Below are 16354 nucleotides of genomic sequence, written 5' to 3' on the forward strand. Positions count from 1 at the left end.
GGCCATCATGGAACAGAATAAAGGTTTTTGGTTCGCCGACTGGTCGTTCCCGATCTTCGTTGGCCTGCTCTCATCCGGCGTATTTGCCGGAACGCACATGTACTACCTGTACGGTATCGGCGCATTCAACGAAGTGGCGTTCGTGGCGATGTTGAAAGCGGGAATGGACACTGGCTCCTACGGGGCGGTAGCGGCATTTGGCGCCAGCTTCCTGTTTGCCCGCATCATTGAAGGTTCGCTGGTGGGGATTCTGGATATCGGCGGGGCGATCCAGACCGGGGTCGGGTTAGGCGTTCCGGCGCTGCTGCTGGGCGCGGGCATTATCTTCCCGGTCGCCAACTTCGCTGCCTCGCTGGTCACCGGCCTGGTGATTGGTCTGGCGATTGGCTACATCATCATTCTGGCGCGTAAGTTCACCATCAATCAGAGCGACTCAACCTACGGAGCGGACGTGATGATGGGGGCCGGTAACGCTTCTGGCCGCTTCCTCGGTCCCTTGATTATCCTCAGCGCGATGACGGCCTCTATTCCGATTGGCGTGGGTTCGCTGCTGGGTGCGCTGCTGTTTTATATCTGGCAAAAACCGATCACCGGCGGGGCGATTCTCGGCGCGATGATCCTCGGTTCCATCTTCCCGATTGCGATTAGCTAACTGTTGATTTGTAGGCCGGATAAGGCGGTTACGCCGCCATCCGGCAAAGGAGAGAACGATGTTTGATTTACTCCTGCGCCATGCGCGTCTGGTCGATGACACGCTGACTAATATTGCCCTTCAGGATGGCAAAATCGCGGCGTTGGGTGACGTTGATGGTCCGGCGCTGAAAACCATTGACCTGCGCGGCGAATGTTACGTTAGCGCGGGTTGGATTGATTCTCACGTTCACTGCTACCCGAAATCGCCGATTTACCACGACGAACCGGACAGCGTGGGTATTGCCACTGGCGTAACCACCGTGGTGGATGCCGGGAGTACTGGCGCTGATGATATTGACGATTTTTACACGCTGACCCGTGGCGCGGCCACCGAGGTTTATGCGCTGCTGAATGTTTCACGCGTTGGGCTTATTGCCCAAAACGAGCTGGCTGACATGGCCAATATTGACGCCGATGCGGTGCGGCAGGCGGTGAAACGTTACCCGGACTTTATCGTCGGCCTGAAGGCGCGCATGAGCAGCAGCGTGGTAGGGGTTAACGGCATCACGTCGCTGGATCGCGCCAAAGCGATGCAGGCGCAGAACGGTGGCCTGCCGCTGATGGTGCACATCGGCAACAACCCGCCGGATCTGGATGAGATCGCCGAACGCCTCACCGCGGGCGACATTATTACCCACTGCTACAACGGTAAGCCGAACCGCATTCTGACGCCGCAAGGTGAGTTGCGGGCGTCAGTGACGCGGGCGATTTCACGCGGCGTGCGTCTGGATGTTGGGCATGGCACCGCCAGCCTGAGCTTTGCGGTGGCAAAACGCGCTATCGGCCTGGGTATTTTGCCGCACACCATCAGCTCCGATATTTACTGTCGCAACCGTATCAGCGGCCCGGTGCATTCCCTGGCGAATGTAATGTCGAAATTCCTCGCCATTGGCATGTCGCTTCCGCAGGTCATTGAATGCGTTACCGCCCATGCTGCCGATGGTCTGCGCCTGAAACAGAAGGGGCGACTGCAGGTCGGTCTGGATGCCGATTTAACCCTCTTTACGCTTAAGCGCCAGCCAACCGTGCTGGTAGATGCAGAAAACGACAGCCTGCAGGCTGAACAACTGCTGGTGCCGCTTGCCGCAATACGTGCGGGTAAGGGCTATATGACCGAACAAGGGAGCGCGGAACATGCCTTCGATTTTTGAGAAATACAAATTAAAACAGGTGATTAACACATCAGGCCGCATGACGGCGCTCGGTGTCTCTACGCCGCGACCCGAAGTGGTTGAGGCCGCGATGGCGGGGATGAACCAATACTTTGAGATGAAAGACCTGGTGAATAAAACCGGTGACTACATCGCGAAATTGCTGGAAGTGGAAGGGGCAACCGTTGTCTCCTGCGCTTCGGCCGGGATCGCCCAGTCGGTCGCGGCTGTGCTGGTTAAAGACAGCGACTGGTTGCTGGAGAACCTGCACGTCACGCCCATCGACAACAACGAAATCGTGTTGCCCAGAGGCCACAACGTCAACTTTGGCGCGCCGGTGGGCACCATGGTAGCGCTTGGCGGCGGCAAGGTCGTAGAAGCCGGTTATGCCAATGAATGTTCCGCGGCGCAACTGGCAGCGGCCATCACACCGCGCACCGCGGCCATTCTGTATATCAAATCTCACCACTGCGTACAGAAAAGTATGCTCAGCGTGGAGCAGGCTGCGGTGGTGGCGCGCACGCATAATCTACCGCTGATTGTGGACGCGGCGGCGGAAGAAGATTTGCAGTGCTACTACCGCGTGGGCGCAGATCTCGTTATCTACAGCGGCGCGAAGGCGATTGAGGGGCCAACCAGCGGTCTGGTGATCGGTAAAACTCAATACGTTGAGTGGGTAAAACGTCAAACGGCGGGTATTGGCCGGGCAATGAAGGTGGGTAAAGAGGGAATACTTGGCCTGACCTGCGCTATTGAACTGTACCTCAACGCGCAGAAAGAGAGCGGTGCGGAAATGGTCGAGAAAATGACGCCGTTTATTAATAACTTGAATCAGCTTCACGGCGTAAGCGCCCGCGTGGTGTGGGACAGCGCAGGGCGCGATATCGCACGCACGGAAATTAAATTTGACGAAGCGGTAACCGGGATCGCCACGGGCGAGCTGGTCGACGCGCTGAAGCAAGGGGAGTACGCGATTTACTTCCGCGGTTACAAAGCCAACGAAGGCATTATCGAAGCCGATGTACGCAGCGTTGATCGCGCGCAACTGGAGATTGTGGCCCGTCGAATTGGTGAAGTGATTTCGCAGGAGAAAAAAGCATGAAACTGATCCCTAATTTTTATCGCGACCGCGTCTGCCTGAACGTACTGGCAGGCTCCAAAGAAAACGCCCGGGAGATTTACGCGGCGGCGGAAGGGCATGTGCTGGTTGGCGTACTGTCAAAAAATTACCCGGATGTCGCAAGCGCGGTAACGGATATGCGTGAATACGCGGCGCTGATCGACAATGCGCTCTCCGTGGGGCTGGGGGCGGGCGATCCTAACCAGTCGGCGATGGTCAGTGAAATTTCCCGTCAGGTGCAGCCACAGCATGTTAATCAGGTCTTTACCGGCGTAGCGACCAGTCGTGCGCTGCTGGGCCAGCAGGACACGGTGGTCAACGGTCTGGTTTCACCAACCGGTACGCCGGGACTGGTAAAGATATCCACCGGTCCGCTAAGCAGCAAAGCGCCGGACGGCATTGTGCCGGTAGAAACCGCCATTGCGCTGCTCAAAGATATGGGCGGTAGCTCAATTAAATACTTTCCAATGGGTGGCCTGCAATGCCGTGACGAGTACATCGCGGTCGCCCAGGCCTGCGCGCGTCATGACTTCTGGCTGGAGCCAACGGGCGGGATCGATCTGGATAATTTCAGTGAAATCCTGCAGATCGCCCTCGATGCCGGCGTGAGCAAAATCATTCCTCACATCTATAGTTCGATTATTGATAAGGTGAGTGGTAACACCCGTCCGGACGACGTACGCCAACTGATGGCGATGACCCGGGCCTGCGTAGGCTAATTGACAGATGAGGAAACTGACGTGCGATTCCCCAACCAACGTTTAGCGCAGCTATTTGGCATGTTGCAAAACGAAGCGCTTCCACAGGACGAGCTGGCGCAGCGGTTGTCGGTTTCCACACGCACCGTACGGGCGGACATCACCGCGCTAAACGCGCTGCTCTCCCAGTATGGCGCGCAGTTTGTCCTCAGCCGGGGTAACGGTTATCAGCTCAAAATTGACGATCCGGCAAGTTTTCATACCCTGCAGACGCAGCAGCCCGACTCGTTGCTGCGTATCCCACGCACCAGCCTGGAACGGGTTCACTGGCTGGTGGTTCGCTTTCTGACTTCGGCCTTTTCGCTGAAGCTGGAAGATTTGGCTGATGAATGGTTTATCAGTCGCGCGACGCTGCAAAACGATATGGCAGAGGTGCGCGAACATCTGCAACGTTATCATCTGACGCTGGAAACGCGCCCGCGACACGGCATGAAGCTGTTCGGCAGCGAGATGGCGATCCGCGCCTGTTTGACCGATCTGCTGTGGATGCTGGCACAGCAGGATCCGCAGCACCCATTGGTGACGGAAGAAGCATTGAATGCCAGGCTTCCTGAGCGGCTGCAACCCGTTTTGCAGGACATTTTCGCCCGTTTTCATATCCGCCTGACCGATGAGGGCGAGCTGTTTTTGCGCTTGTACTGCGCGGTGGCGGTACGGCGGATTAGCGAAGGGTATCCGCTACCGGAATTTGCCGCAGAAGAAGCCGAGCAATCTGTATGCCTGGCCACACGGGAAATCGCGGCGGTATTGCATCGGTTGGCGGATAAACCGCTCTCCATTTCTGAAGAGAACTGGCTGCAGGTGCATATTGCTGCTCGCCAGGTTCAGGAGATCGCTCCCAGTGCCATCAATGCGGATGATGATGAAGCGCTGGTCAATTACATCCTGCGGTTTATCAACAGCCAGTACAACTACAACCTGTTGAATGACAAGCAGTTACATGCCGACCTGCTGACGCATATTAAAACGATGATCACCCGGGTGCGTTACCAGATAATGATCCCCAATCCGCTACTGGAAAATATTAAACAACACTATCCGATGGCATGGGATATGACGCTGGCCGCCGTCTCGGGATGGGGCAAATATACGCCGTACACCATCAGTGAAAATGAGATTGGTTTCCTTGTCCTGCATATCGGCGTTGGGCTGGAACGTAGTTACAACATTGGTTATCAAAGGCAACCGAAAGTTCTGCTGGTATGCGATGCCGGAAATGCGATGGCACGGATGATTGAAGCGGTGTTGGCGCGTAAGTATCCGCAGATAGAAATCGTCGATACCGTGACGCTGCGCGACTACGAACAGCGGGAAAGCATCAGCGAAGACTTCGTGATTTCGACCGCGCGGCTCGGAGAAAAAGATAAGCCTGTGGTGATGATTGCGCCGTTCCCTACCGATTATCAACTGGAGCAGATTGGCAAACTGGTGCTGGTCGACAGAACCCGTCCGTGGATGCTGAACAAATTTTTCGATGCCGCCCATTTCCGCGTTATCGATGGCCCAATGGATCAACAAACGTTGTTCAATACACTATGCCGTCAGCTGCAGGATGAAGGCTTTGTCGATGCGGAGTTTCTTGATTCGGTTGTCGAGCGTGAGGCCATCGTCAGCACTATGCTGGGTGACGGCATCGCCCTGCCGCACTCCCTCGGTCTGTTGGCAAAGAAAACGGTGGTCTACACCATTCTCGCCCCGCAGGGTATTGCCTGGGGCGATGAAACGGCGCACGTGATCTTCCTGCTCGCTATCAGTAAAAGCGAGTATGAAGAAGCAATGGCGATTTATGATATTTTCGTCACTTTCCTGCGCGAGCGGGCCATGACGCGACTCTGCGCGTGCCGGAATTTCACCGAGTTCAAAACGGTCGCCATGGAGTGCGTGAGTCGCTTTTAAAGACGCTGCGATTATCCTGCAGCGTCGTCTCCTGCAATCGTTCCCCCCTTAATTTCAAGGGCATCACATCACGGCACAACGGTCATTACCTGGCCGGGGAAGCTAATCTGGATCACGCCGCCCCACATGCAGATCAGCTTTGACTGGGCGGTGAGTGCGGGCATATTTCCCACTAATACCGTGGGTGAGCCCGGCGCCCAGGGGGCCGGTGTGGCGGGGATACACGGCATTGGCGTTAGCACGCCGAGCGCCGCCGCGGTTGCGGCTGCAACGGTCGGGTTAGCGATGCTGTTGCACATCCCGAATGGCAGAATGTTTACAAACGGTTTGTTATCCATAATATTCGCCATCGGCATGTTGTTGACGATGGTTCGGCTGGTGGGCAACACGTTCAGTGTAGCTGGCGCAATGCCAAACGAGCATTGCAGCATCGCGCCAGTACATACGGCAGGACAACTCATGGCAGTACCCCCAATTGTTTCCACAGTCGGCGAGCGGACTCATCGCTGCTAATCAGTTCATTGAGCAATTCAGGTAGCGGCGTATTCCCCCAGGCAAAGGCGCGATAGAGCAGATAAGGCACCGGGCTGTGTGGTTCAGTACGCGCCAGGTAATCCGCGACCTCTTTAATCATCCGATACGCTTCCCCGCGGTGGGCAAATGCGGCGGGATTACCAGGCGCTGGTGCCGCTTCTTGTACGACAGGCTGTGAGGGGGCTGGCACGTTAGCCCCCAATGCTTGCAGGCAGGTTTTAATTTTTTGTTCCAGCGGATTGAAAGACGGTGCGGATGCTGCGGGCCAGCCCTGACATACGGTATTAAGCCGCGTAAGCCATTCAAGACTTGCTGTTAGCGCCGTAACGATCGACTCTTCCGCCCCGGGTAGGGGAACGTCTGATAATTTTCCCTGCTGCCACTGTGATAAGGAGATATGCTCTCCATTCGCTATAAATAGCGGAGCTTCGGCGACCAGAACGGCGTAATGCTGCGCCATCCAGCAAAGTGGGGCGGCGCGATAATCATAGTCGCCCTCTTTGATTTTTGGGTGCAATTCCTCTGGATAACGCTCCAGCGCCAGCGTGGCCAATGCCAGCGCATCGGGCAAAGACGTTAAGCCTTGTGACCGAATCCATGCCTCACCCAGCCAGCTCATAATCACCAGATCCTTGCTGAGCGTTTTTGTCAGCGACGTGGCGATCTGTGCGACGGCGTCCCAGTCAGCGCGTCGCGGCGTGCTTTGCCAGACGCCCGTGGGCAGCGTTTCGTCATCCTGCTGGCGAGCGGCGACCAGTCGGTCGAACTCTGGTGAATAGCGGATCGCGTCTCCGCACGGTTTATCCGCCTGAATAGGCGTCAGTAATGCCTGAATATGTTCCATCATTTTCCTTGTGATAATCCCTGTTCGGTAAGCGGTACCCACGGTAGCGGCGCTTTGCCCTGTGCATCCAACAGCGCGATCTGCCAAAAGATGGTGGTTTGTGACTGTTGCTGACCATCTCCCACAGGAAGCGAAAAGCGTAATGGCAGCGGTTGCGCCAGCGCGCCGCCGACGCGCTGTTGTTTGATCATCCTCAGCAGTGACCATGCCCCCTGCCAGCGCCAGCGACCAGTATCACCGCTTACCGTTACACCTGTCTGTGACAGACCTGGCATTGGTCGCCAGGCGGAGTTTGTTGCCCAGCGTAGACTAAAGTTCAGGCTGTCTCCGATACGCCAGTGCAGATCCGTCGTGCCGCCGGGGTAGCTTATTGCCTGTTGATTGCCGGTAAGCCGCCAGTCGGCAATTTGGTCAGCGCCGACCTCGCGGTGACGAGAGGTGCGCCAGATAACGCGTAACGTAACCCCTTCCGGACTGACCAGCGAGGAAAGTAATGGCTGCGCCGCCGCCAGTTGTTGAATCAATGGCGGCTGCGCAGAGAGCGTTTCTGGAGGGAGCTGCGCGAGTAAAGTCGTGAGTTCGCGAACCCGATCGACATCGGCATCCGGTGCCTGTGGCGCGGCGGTAAAGGGGAAATGCCCCGCCAGCCAGACGTTGTACAGTGTGAAGATTTGCCCCACCGCGCCTATGCTCGCCTGCTGGCGTAGCTGCTGGCATGTTTGCTGCGATGCGTTTACCAGCGCGTTCAGCGATTGGCTGTAAAAATCGTTACCGCCGGAAGTGGTGAACTGCGCCAGCTCGCTCTGACAATTCTGAGCGGAAAGCGTGGGCAGCGCGGCGGCAAGCGTGGTCATTTGCATCGGCGGGCTGCCAGGATCCTGTTGTTGCAGCCGTTGCATTGTGGCCAGTGAACTGCTCCAGCGGACGATAAGCTGGTTTTCCGTCGTGGTAAGCCATGGACGCTGTTTGTCGAGCCAGTCGATATCCTGCTGATAGCGGGTCAATGCGCCGGAGATTTGCGCGGCTTGCGCGTTGGCCCAACCGGCAATCTTCTGCCCGCTGACCTGCGCCTGCTCTGCCGTGGCGTAATTCACGGCGGGAGGGGCGATCGCCGGCAGTAACGCGCCGCCGTCCTGGCGCACGCGGGCAATCACCTGGGCTGCGGCCTGCTGACGTAATGCGATGGCAAACTGAGGACGATTAAGCTGGTTGAATGCGTCAATGAGTTGATCCGTGCTAGCCGTACTGAGATTGCTATGGTCAGGTGACTCGGCAGCCCCCGTGTACAGTGCCTGAAGCATGGCGTTTTCAACTGCTTGCCGGGCCAGCATAGTGAGTTTGGGACGCCAGATACTGTCCGGAAGTTGTTGTATAAAACGCTCATATCCGCCAAACAGCGCCAGTGCCTGCTGGAGTTGTAGATTCCCGGGATAACCTGCTGTTCTGTCGGTTGGTAGGCTCGCCCCACGCTGCCAAAACGGTTGATTGAGCAGATCGCGCAGGCTTTTTTGCAGCGCGACAACATCCGGTGACACGCTGAACTCGCCTTCCGGCGACTGCTCGGTTAGTGAGGAGAAATGCAGACGGGAACCATCGACCTGTGCCAGAAAGCGTTGGCGCAATAAGGCTTCATGACGTAAAACGTCTTGAATCACATCATTGTCGATCAGTCGGAGCGTGCGTGCCTGGATGAGGAGCTCATCCAACGGCAGCCGAATAGGTGAGTGAGTCACATCGCGGCTAAGATTATTAATCGTAGTTAGCGTGGCCTGTAAACGGCTGACCTGACGGATTAAGGAACGCACAAATAGCGGAGTAACCCGTGAGTCATTGCTGAATAACGTCAGTAACTGTTCGAGCTGCTCTTCGTTGTTATCCAGACTGGTGTTGCCATAATTCTGCTCCAGCCAGCGCATCGTTTCGCGAGAAAAATACTCGCTGTTTCGCTGCGTTAATTCGCTGGCGTCAGGCAACTTGAGGCGTGAAAGGTTGAGGGTGGCAATCATCCCATTCAGACGATCCTGCGACGGTAGCGATTCTGTATCTACGGTCACGCCCCAGATGCTGGCGCTGACGTTTGCCAGCGTCTGTATAGTGGGTTGCTTCACCTGCATTAATTGCAGTAATGGTAAATAACGCGACTCCATTTGCTTTGCCTGGCTAAGCAGGTGCTGAATCTGGCGGTAACGCTCCTCGGGCAGTAGCTCCTCCTGCTCTGACATCTTCTCACTTTGACTTTGCAGACAGATGCTGTTGGTCGCAGGTAATAACAGGCTGGCTAACGTGGCGTTATTAAAGGTGTCCCGTAATTTTGTGTCGGTATGGCTGAACAAGGAACCGGGCCAGACAACAGATCGAAACTGCCACTGCGGAATACCGTTAAGCACTCGCCAGTACAGTGCGGTGGATCGTTCGCCTGCGTTATTGGCGCGCAGGGTTTGTGTGGCCAGCACTTGCAGACGATCGTGTAGTAAAACGGCGTTGGTATGTTGGTATTGCCAGCTCCAGATCATTGCCGCCAGCCAGATAACACAAAGGCAGCTATAACAGGCGAGGGTAATGAAATGGCGGCGCAGATTCAGGCGCAGCAGGCGGCGGACCGGGAGCGCCAGACCACGCTCGGCGGCAATTTTGCCGCTCAGTAGCGTCTGGCAAAACTGCATCCGTGGTTTATCATGGGTTAGCGTACGGGCGACAAACCAGATCCCACGCAATAGTGGAGGTTCATCGCGGGCGTTGCTGTTAAACAGAGAATCGAAATAATCATGCAGCGGGGCGGCTAGCGGCAGGAGGTTTTCCGGCAGACGAAACAGATCTTCCGGCGTATTTCCCCGCAGCGCGCCGAGTTCCGTGATGAGCATGCGCAGTGAGCTTCGGGTATTGTCCAGCGCGCTGTCTATCCACTGTGGCTTCCAGATGGCCTCTCTGGCGACCGGGATGGCACTGCCGATGGGGCTGCGACGAGCCTCCTCCGGCAACATGGCTAACAAAGACGAAGCCCCTTCCAGTGCTTCTACACCGCTTATCAGCAGGTAGACCGGTAAACTCAACCCACATACTTGCTGTAGCTGTTGGCAGTTGTTCAGTAGGCTGGCGCGAGCGGCCTCATCGCCGTGCAACTCATCCAGCGACAGGGTGATAATCAGTGCGTCCAGTGGACGCTGCGGACGACTTTTCACCAATGCCGCGAGCATTTTTTGCCAGTCATTCTGGCGAATAAGCCGTTTTTTCGCGGCAGTTTGCAACGTTTGCGGCAGGCACAAAACACTACACTGAGGGTTAAACCACCATTGCCCGAACCAATACTCCTGGCCGTCTGTGAGTGACCAACTGCGACAAAGCAGACGGTTATCTTCTTCGTCGCCCAGCATCAGTATGCGCGTACTGTCGTAAGGATCCTGACCGCCGCAGGCGCGCTGGATCTCTTTTTGCGCACGGATGAACGTATCGTTGCGGTATTCCCACTGCCACCAGACGCACCAGAGGGTAATCGCCAGCAGCACCAGCACAATAATCAGCAGAGTCAGCCAGTGTTGCATCACCTGGAATCTCCCTGGCAGGACTGGGTCACCGGGAAATCAGGCAACGTATTCACGCCGATAGCATCTTCAATACTTAGCCACAATCGTTGGCTTAACAGCAGCAGAGCGAGCAGTATGATGAGGGCAATCAGGTGCAGACGTGAGTTGTCAGGCAGGCGACGGTGCGCCGGAAGCTGTAATGGCGTTCCCAGTGCTGCAGATTCCATTCGCTGGGCAATATCGCTGAACCTGGCGTCATGCTGGAAAGCAAAATGCCATAGCAGTTGACAGGTTTCCTGGTGGGTCTGTGGATCAAAATCGTCACGCCGGGAACCGAACCCCAGCGTCAGGCAACGTAAATAAAGCGCGGCTAAATCGCGTTGTCCGGGGCTGCGCTCATTGAGTAACGCGGTGATCTTATGAGGGATCAGATCGCCGGCGCTATGGGTCTGCCACAAATGGTACTCCAGCGGGCAACTCTGCCAGAGTGAGAGGGCTGGCCAGTCGCCATAGAGTACAGATTCATCAATCAGCGCGACCAGGGCGTAAACCGCGTCATCAATCTGCTGCTGAAAGGGGGTACCCAATTCACGGATTAGACGTCGGTTATACTCTGCCACCGCCTGACTGGCGTACTCAAAAGCCTCCGTGTGCAATTCATCAGGCGGCAGCGTGGTGCTTTTCCAGCGTTCAAACTGCGCCAGCCAGCGAGAGAAGACGTCATCAAACAGACGGCAGGCAGGCATATCAGGATTCGTAGGCGTCATGGCGATCCTCCTGACGGTAAAGCATGATCCGCTGCGGCATGTCATCGGTTTCATGCAGCGGAGCAATGACCAGCGGCGTCTCTTTTTCAAACCACTGGGTGGTAAGCGTTAACGTGAACAGGGCGATACTGCTGTCGACTTCCCAGTCGCCGTGCTGTTCGGCGGACAGTGGAGTGAGTGTCATCCCATGCATTCGCTGACGACGCAAAACGGCCAAAAACGGTTGGCTGGCGATAAGGCTCTTTTGTAACCAGCTTTCTGCTCTGGAGGTGCTGCCAGCAGGCATCAGCAGACCAATCACCACCTGTTCTCCGGCATGGATATTCGCGGGGAGCTGAAGCGAAAACATGTTATCCAGTTTGCTGAAGTTGATCCGTTGATAGCGGCGATGAATATGCGCCAATTGATTTTTCAACATGGTGAAAAGGGAGGCGAATGCCGGCTGCATGTTTTGATAATCGAAGGTCGGCAGCAAGGGCAGGGTTTTATCCTGGGTCAGAATTGCCGTCTGCCCGAGAAATAAACACAGCGCGCGGTAAAGATCCTCAGGGTGTGGACGCCCACCGTTAATCAGGCTTTCCAGCAGCGGTAAAGCCCCTTGAATACTTTGTAACGACAGCGTTAGCCACAGCCAGTCATTGGTGCGTTGGCTCTGTTGCGCCAACTGCATTTCCCGGCTTAAAAACAGAATTTTTTCTCTTGCCTGTAAGCAGAGTTGTCGCGTGTTGCGGGAAAGATAGCTCTCTTCACTGACGCTGGGCGAGGGCGGAAACCAGTCGCTCTGACGAAATCCTGCTTCGGTATACACTATCTGAAGTAGCGGCAGACAGATTAAATCGGCGCGTTCATGCTGACAAACCAGGCGTGGTGCGGGCTGCCACAGTGAAATACTTTCAGGAAATTCTCCGCTGCTCAGATCCGGCATTGGGGCGCTGTTCGTTGAGCGATAGCGGTCATTCATCAACTGCCACTGTCCGGCGCGGTTTAGCGGCGGCAGCGCCAGCCAGAGAATATGTTCACTGTCCGGCGCGGCGGGGAGCAGATGTTGGCAGTCGAACTCCAGCGGCGAGTCGCGGCTGATATCGTACTCAACCGGCGTGCCGTCGGGCATGATTGCCTCAAGACGCAGGATACGCAGCATACCGGCACACAGTGCGGCTTCGTCGATATGTAGGTGGTTAACGCCCCAGAATCCGGGATTGGCGCACCGCGCCAGCATGGCGGGAAGCATTTCATTGCGCAGCGCCTGTAACTGGAAATGTTGCGGCAACATCGCCATCCCTTCGTACCAGCAGACCATTGCCGGAATCGTGCTCATAGTATCTTCCTTGTTCAGGGCGCCAGAATTGCCTCATCCGTCATCAGTAGCAGATGCAGTGAACTGACTTTATCCAGCCGGAGCCGGTGATCGCCTTCACTGCGATAACGCGCAAACAGTAGTGTTGCTTCTGTCGTAACGCCCTGCAGGGGATTTTCTTGTGCAACAAAACGTGAACCTGGCACCAGTTCCAGAGACCAGACGCGAAATCCGTCAGGGTTATCACGCAATAATTGTGATTTGGCATTAAACCACTGTGTCGCGGAGAGTGACTGGACGGTGGGTAACAGCGCGCTATCGGTAATAGCGACAATATCTACTGCTACCGGTGCGTTATCATTGGCATCCGGAACTGTTTCAATAATTACATCATTAAATGCCACACGGTTTTGCCACAATGAACAGCCGCTATTCAGTAACGTTAAGGTACTGAATAATATTAATATGGCCGAATGGCATATGCCGCTTTTCATATAAAGTCCTTTTATATTGTTATAAGAACGGTAATTAATGGTTGAGGTTTGTTTTTTGATTTAAATCATTATTCAGCGCGGATTATAAAATAAAAAACGTTTTACTTGATTTATTCACATGGTGAATTAGTTTTGTTGAAAATATCATTTCAGTGATTATTTATTTGTATCTTATTGATTTTAGTGGGTTATTTAATTGCTTTTGATTTTTATCAAAGCGGCAATCCTGGTGTAAAAACTGAAAAATTAAGTTGATATTTATTTTTTGTTGTGTTTTTTATATTGCATGTAGTTATTCAGAAAAATCTATTTTCGAATAATGGTGCGGCAAAAATAGCACCAGGGATACTATTGCAATAAAAAGGATTAAATATGGCAGAGAGCATTCAGCATAAACTCAACCGTATTAGGCCGCCGCGCGTGCAAATAACCTATGACGTGGAAACTGGTGGCGCGATTGAGAAAAAAGAACTTCCTTTGGTTGTTGGTATTTTAGCGGATCTATCCGGGCATCCGGCATCTCCACCGGCTAAATTACGTGAGCGCCGTTTTGTTGAAATCGATCGTGATAATTTCGACGATGTACTCTCTTCTGCCTCGCCTCGTCTGGCGATACAGGTTGAAAATCGTCTGGCTAATGATGGCAGTAAACTGAACGTAGAACTCCACTTCAACGAATTCGACGACTTTTCTCCTCTCAATATCATTAATCAGGTTAAACCCCTCCAACGTCTTTTTCTTGCCCGTCAACGCTTACGCGACCTGCTAACCAAACTGGATGGTAACGACGATCTGGATACGTTGTTGCAGCAGGTAGTCAATGACAACGCTGAGCTTCAGGCGTTAAGACCCATTGCTGAAGAAAAACCGACTGACAACGCGTAACTAAAAAGGGGAAGAACAATGGACAATGTTCAGGAACAAGCTGAAACCGGTGGGCAAACCGTTACGCTGAGCGTGCTGGACCGCATTATTCAGGAAGGGCGAATGGCGCGCGATGAGCTACAGCAGACCTACGCGCGTGACATGCTGGAAGAACTGGCTACGCAGATTCTTGATGAAGGGATGGTGATTGAAAGCGATACCGTAGCGATGATCAACCACCGCATCGCGCAGATTGACGCGCTCATCAGCGACCAGTTGAATGAAGTATTACATCACCCGGAGATGCAGAAACTGGAAGCCTCCTGGCGTGGCCTGCATCAATTTGTGATGAATACCGAAACCAGCACCCGGCTGAAATTGCGTCTGCTGAATGTGTCACGTAAGGAGTTGCAGGACGATCTGGAAAAAGCGGTCGAGTTTGACCAGAGCACGTTGTTCAAAAAACTGTATGAAGATGAATACGGGACTTTCGGCGGCAACCCTTACAGCGTGTTGGTGGGCGATTTTGAGTTTGGTCGACATCCGCAGGACGTGGCGCTGCTGGAGAAAATCTCCCAGGTGGCGGCAGCGGCCCATGCGCCATTTATTGCTGCCGCCAGTCCGCGCTTATTTGATATGGGATCGTTCGCTGAGCTGGGCGTCCCGCGCGATCTGGCGAAGATCTTCGAAAGCACCGAATTGATTAAATGGCGAGCCTTCCGCGATAGCGATGACTCCCGCTATGTCTCGCTGGTGTTACCGCATGTGTTGCAGCGTCTGCCGTACGGACCGGATACGGTGCCGGTAGAAGGGGTTAACTTCGTTGAAGATGTTAACGGCATGGACGCGAGTAAATACCTGTGGGGCAACGCCGCATGGGTGCTGGCTAACCGCATTACCGAGGCATTTGCCTTGTATGGCTGGTGCGCGGCGATTCGTGGCGCTGAAGGCGGTGGACTGGTGGAAGATCTTCCAGCGCATACCTTCTCTACGCCATCCGGCGATATCAGTCTGCGCTGCCCAACGGAGATAGCCATCACCGATCGCCGTGAGAAAGAGTTGAACGATCTCGGGTTTATCGCGCTGTGCCATAAAAAGAATACTAACACCGCCGCATTCTTTGGTGGACAAACGACTAATCAGGCAAAAATCTACAACACGCCGGAAGCCAACGCCAACGCGCGCATTTCAGCGATGCTACCGTACATCCTGGCCGCCTCGCGCTTTGCGCACTACCTGAAGGTTATTATGCGCGACAAGATTGGCAGCTTTATGAGCCGTGACGAGATCGAAAGCTACCTCAACAACTGGATTGCCGATTATGTCTTGCTCACCGACAGCGCCCCACAGGAGATCAAAGCGCGTTATCCACTGCGCGAAGCGCGGGTGGACGTAAGTGCTGTGCCTGGCAAGCCGGGGGTCTATCGCGCGGTTGTATTCCTGCGTCCGCACTTCCAGTTAGAAGAGTTAACCACCTCTATCCGTCTGGTCGCCGAACTGCCGCCACCGGCAGCCGCTTGATCATTAAGGAGATAAACCATGGATGCAATTTTTTTAAAGCTCGACGATATCAAAGGCGAAAGTCAGGTTGATGGATTTAAAGATCAGATAGAGATCATGTCCTACAGCCATAACGTCGCAATGCAGGTCACCAACGACGTCAGTAACACCGAACGCACCTCCGGACGGGCGCACGTGGGGGAAATGTCGCTGACCAAGTTTGTCGACCTTTCCACGCCGAAGCTTAACGAGTACTGCTGTAGTGGGAAGATGATTAAAGAGGCTGTACTGACGTTATGTCGGAATGATGACGGCAAAATGCTGCCACTTATCGTGTATACCCTGGATAACGTGGTTATCTCGCATCTGAGCGTGAGCGGCGGTTCCGGTGGCAAACCGGTGGAAACGATGTCGCTGAACTTCACCAAAATTAAATGGGAAATCACCGCTCAGAAACTGGGAGGTCAGAAAGAGGGTAACGTCTCTTCCGTCTGGGATATGGCGATGAATAAGAAACCGTAACTTGAGGTAATGCCCATGTCACTACCCGTCGCGCTGCTCGACAGACTGATGGATGAGGACATTACGCCGCGTGAGTCGGTTTGCCGGGAGTTGAGAAGACTGTTCAACTCCCGTGCGGCAGAAGATGCTGACATATTGCCGGCGCTGCTTGCCTGGGGCGTCCCGGAATGGCACGGGCTGAACGCAGGCGATGAACGGGTGCTGCGTTGGTATTGCCGTCAGCTGCGCGCTGCTATTTTGCGCCATGAGCCCCGGATTCAGGCGCTGATCGTGAGCGTAAAAGATGCCCATCATCAGACGCTGGCGCTGCAACTTGACGCGATGCTGTGGAACGACGACGAACCGCTAACGCTGGAGCTGGCGTACCAAAATGGCGGTTGGCGATAACCCGTA

Annotated in this window: 15 protein-coding genes; 9 read left to right on the forward strand and 6 right to left on the reverse strand. The window is 54.7% G+C overall.

Going from position 1 to position 16354, the window contains the following annotated elements:
- Positions 1-7: 7 nt before the first annotated feature.
- The 5 genes from OOJ59_RS13845 to OOJ59_RS13865 are packed head-to-tail and all read left to right on the forward strand — an operon-like array spanning position 8 to position 5618.
- A complete protein-coding gene (locus OOJ59_RS13845; RefSeq protein ID WP_038636652.1) occupies positions 8-652 on the forward strand; it encodes a DUF4310 family protein in 645 nt (214 codons plus the stop codon).
- Between the two features lie 58 nt (positions 653-710).
- The gene (locus OOJ59_RS13850; protein ID WP_268063414.1) at positions 711-1844 is read left to right on the forward strand and encodes an amidohydrolase/deacetylase family metallohydrolase; all 1134 of its coding nucleotides are present in this window, start codon (positions 711-713) and stop codon (positions 1842-1844) included.
- Entirely contained in the window at positions 1828-2946 is a 1119-nt protein-coding gene (locus OOJ59_RS13855) for a DgaE family pyridoxal phosphate-dependent ammonia lyase (protein ID WP_061382749.1), read from the forward strand. Before OOJ59_RS13850 ends, OOJ59_RS13855 begins: the two co-directional genes overlap by 17 nt.
- Positions 2943-3683, forward strand: coding sequence for a 2-dehydro-3-deoxy-phosphogluconate aldolase (dagF, locus tag OOJ59_RS13860; protein ID WP_137346751.1), 741 nt, complete (start codon positions 2943-2945; stop codon positions 3681-3683). The genes OOJ59_RS13855 and dagF overlap by 4 nt, the downstream gene beginning before the upstream one ends.
- 21 nt (positions 3684-3704) lie before the next feature.
- Complete coding sequence (locus OOJ59_RS13865; RefSeq protein ID WP_160955494.1) at positions 3705-5618, forward strand: BglG family transcription antiterminator; 1914 nt, start codon at positions 3705-3707, stop codon at positions 5616-5618.
- Positions 5619-5686: 68 nt separating this feature from the next.
- Here the strand turns inward: OOJ59_RS13865 and OOJ59_RS13870 are convergent, their stop codons facing one another.
- The 6 genes from OOJ59_RS13870 to OOJ59_RS13895 are packed head-to-tail and all read right to left on the reverse strand — an operon-like array spanning position 5687 to position 13075.
- On the reverse strand, positions 5687-6079 hold the full coding sequence (locus OOJ59_RS13870; RefSeq protein WP_069324757.1) for a DUF4280 domain-containing protein: 393 nt from the start codon (positions 6077-6079) through the stop codon (positions 5687-5689).
- Positions 6076-6999, reverse strand: a complete 924-nt coding sequence (locus tag OOJ59_RS13875; RefSeq protein WP_226809247.1) for a type VI secretion system protein TssA — start codon at positions 6997-6999, stop codon at positions 6076-6078. The genes OOJ59_RS13870 and OOJ59_RS13875 overlap by 4 nt, the downstream gene beginning before the upstream one ends.
- Positions 6996-10535: a type VI secretion system protein gene (locus OOJ59_RS13880; protein ID WP_202416033.1), complete on the reverse strand. Its 3540-nt coding sequence runs from the start codon at positions 10533-10535 to the stop codon at positions 6996-6998. The genes OOJ59_RS13875 and OOJ59_RS13880 overlap by 4 nt, the downstream gene beginning before the upstream one ends.
- Positions 10535-11284: a DotU family type IV/VI secretion system protein gene (locus OOJ59_RS13885; RefSeq protein WP_160955496.1), complete on the reverse strand. Its 750-nt coding sequence runs from the start codon at positions 11282-11284 to the stop codon at positions 10535-10537. Before OOJ59_RS13885 ends, OOJ59_RS13880 begins: the two co-directional genes overlap by 1 nt.
- Positions 11265-12602, reverse strand: coding sequence for a type VI secretion system baseplate subunit TssK (gene tssK, locus OOJ59_RS13890; RefSeq protein WP_038636681.1), 1338 nt, complete (start codon positions 12600-12602; stop codon positions 11265-11267). Before tssK ends, OOJ59_RS13885 begins: the two co-directional genes overlap by 20 nt.
- A 14-nt stretch (positions 12603-12616) precedes the next feature.
- Entirely contained in the window at positions 12617-13075 is a 459-nt protein-coding gene (locus OOJ59_RS13895) for a hypothetical protein (protein WP_038636684.1), read from the reverse strand.
- Positions 13076-13447: 372 nt separating this feature from the next.
- Between OOJ59_RS13895 and tssB the strand changes: the two genes are divergently transcribed.
- From tssB to tssE, 4 genes are read left to right on the forward strand one after another with little or no spacing between them, the layout of a single operon-like run.
- A complete protein-coding gene (tssB, locus tag OOJ59_RS13900; protein WP_038636686.1) occupies positions 13448-13960 on the forward strand; it encodes a type VI secretion system contractile sheath small subunit in 513 nt (170 codons plus the stop codon).
- 18 nt (positions 13961-13978) lie between these two features.
- On the forward strand, positions 13979-15460 hold the full coding sequence (gene tssC, locus OOJ59_RS13905; protein WP_069324762.1) for a type VI secretion system contractile sheath large subunit: 1482 nt from the start codon (positions 13979-13981) through the stop codon (positions 15458-15460).
- Positions 15461-15478: 18 nt separating this feature from the next.
- Positions 15479-15961: an Hcp family type VI secretion system effector gene (locus tag OOJ59_RS13910; RefSeq protein WP_121529883.1), complete on the forward strand. Its 483-nt coding sequence runs from the start codon at positions 15479-15481 to the stop codon at positions 15959-15961.
- A 9-nt stretch (positions 15962-15970) separates the two neighbouring features.
- Positions 15971-16348, forward strand: coding sequence for a type VI secretion system baseplate subunit TssE (tssE, locus tag OOJ59_RS13915; protein ID WP_121529884.1), 378 nt, complete (start codon positions 15971-15973; stop codon positions 16346-16348).
- Positions 16349-16354 lie beyond the last annotated feature (6 nt).

The sequence above is a fragment of the Citrobacter sp. W9 genome (assembly GCF_026719375.1).
Lineage (GTDB): Bacteria > Pseudomonadota > Gammaproteobacteria > Enterobacterales > Enterobacteriaceae > Citrobacter > Citrobacter werkmanii.